General features: G+C 49.4%; 2 protein-coding genes and 1 pseudogene. All 3 read right to left on the bottom strand.

The window, feature by feature from the left end:
• Nucleotides 1–275 (bottom strand): annotated as a pseudogene (locus PSI15_RS18050) (terminase large subunit); the annotation flags it as partial.
• Entirely contained in the window at nucleotides 272–625 is a 354-nt protein-coding gene (locus tag PSI15_RS18045) for a phage terminase small subunit P27 family (RefSeq protein ID WP_273584721.1), read from the bottom strand. The gene PSI15_RS18045 and the pseudogene PSI15_RS18050, both read right to left, overlap by 4 nt.
• Before the next feature lie 173 nt (nucleotides 626–798).
• A partial coding sequence (locus PSI15_RS18040) for an HNH endonuclease (protein WP_273584720.1) occupies nucleotides 799–1173 on the bottom strand: 375 nt, incomplete at its 5' end.

The raw sequence follows: 1173 nt of genomic DNA, 5'->3' as shown, positions 1-1173 counted from the left end.
TTTCTACGCCCCGTCGCTTTCACCTTGAAGCCGAGCAGGTTAGCAAAGGCGAATTGCTGCCACGGCTCTAAGGCAATGGGTTGACCGCGCAAGTGGCCTTTGACATGTGGGCAGAGACGGGAGAAGCCAATAAAACGCCCGACAACCTCGCTATCAAACACGTAAAGCGGGTTATTCAGGCCGTTATAGTAGCGTTTTACCGCCTGTTTCAGACGATTACAGGCCGGAATATTGCCGTTTTGGATATCAAGGGCGTACTGTTTCCATGCGTTCATAAGCGATCTAACTCGTCCTCAGCCTCCGTTTCCACCGGGTTTCTACGCCGTGATACCGGGTCAAAGCCCAGCAGGGAGGACATTTTAATCATGATTTTTTCCGCGTCAGCCTTGGCTTTTAATGACGGGTTACTGGTCGCCGCGCCGCGTGAACCTTCCACCGCAAACCCGCGCAACTCAATATCTTCGATGGCCTTACGGTAGATCGCATAGTTGACGCAATACAGCTCTAAGTTGTTCCAGTCTGCCGGGCTGAGGTCGTCACGCTCGTTTAACAGTTTCGCTTTCGATTTCCATTGCTCGGCGGCGATAGCGTTTAAATAAACTGGGGGTTTAGGTGCCCTTGCCATAATGTTTTGATTCCTATAAAAATTACTGCTATCTAAAAAAGTGCCGCGCATAAAAATTCGAGGACGCGGCGGTTCCTGTCAGGGGGTATTTGTCATTTTTTACTCCCCCACCCTAATCATTTCATTTGAAACCATTTTCTTTGTTATCAATACTCAATCTTGATGTGATGGTTTCATTCTGCCACTAACCAATCCCGACACTTTGCCGCCCGTTCTTCCTGTTCCCGATACTCACCGTTCTTGCGCTTCTGCTTGGTTATCGGGTCTTGTGTAAACGTCTTGGTGTTATGGCAGCTATGGCATACCGATTGATGATTGAAGTCAGGCCAGAACAACACATCACTGTCACCGTCTATCGGGATAATGTGATCAACAATGGTTGCCGGGGTGTAGGTATTGGCTTTCAGGCATATCACACATAAAGGGTTCGCTTTAAGGTACATCAGCCGATACTTACCCCATTGATTGCTATAGCCGCGTTGGGTTCGGGTGCCTCGTTGCTTATCATGCTGGCGTCTGGCTTCCCGTTGGTGCTCATCACATCGGCC

The organism is Xenorhabdus sp. PR6a (genome assembly GCF_028599065.1).
Taxonomy (GTDB): domain Bacteria; phylum Pseudomonadota; class Gammaproteobacteria; order Enterobacterales; family Enterobacteriaceae; genus Xenorhabdus; species Xenorhabdus doucetiae.
Note: the sequence above shows the minus strand (reverse complement) of the source record. Positions and strands in the feature narration are given on the sequence as shown.

What these genes read in the sequence shown, in the direction of transcription:
- PSI15_RS18045 (WP_273584721.1), bottom strand. Translation starts at nt 625, where the DNA reads ATGGCAAGGGCACCTAAACCCCCAGTTTATTTAAACGCTATCGCCGCC.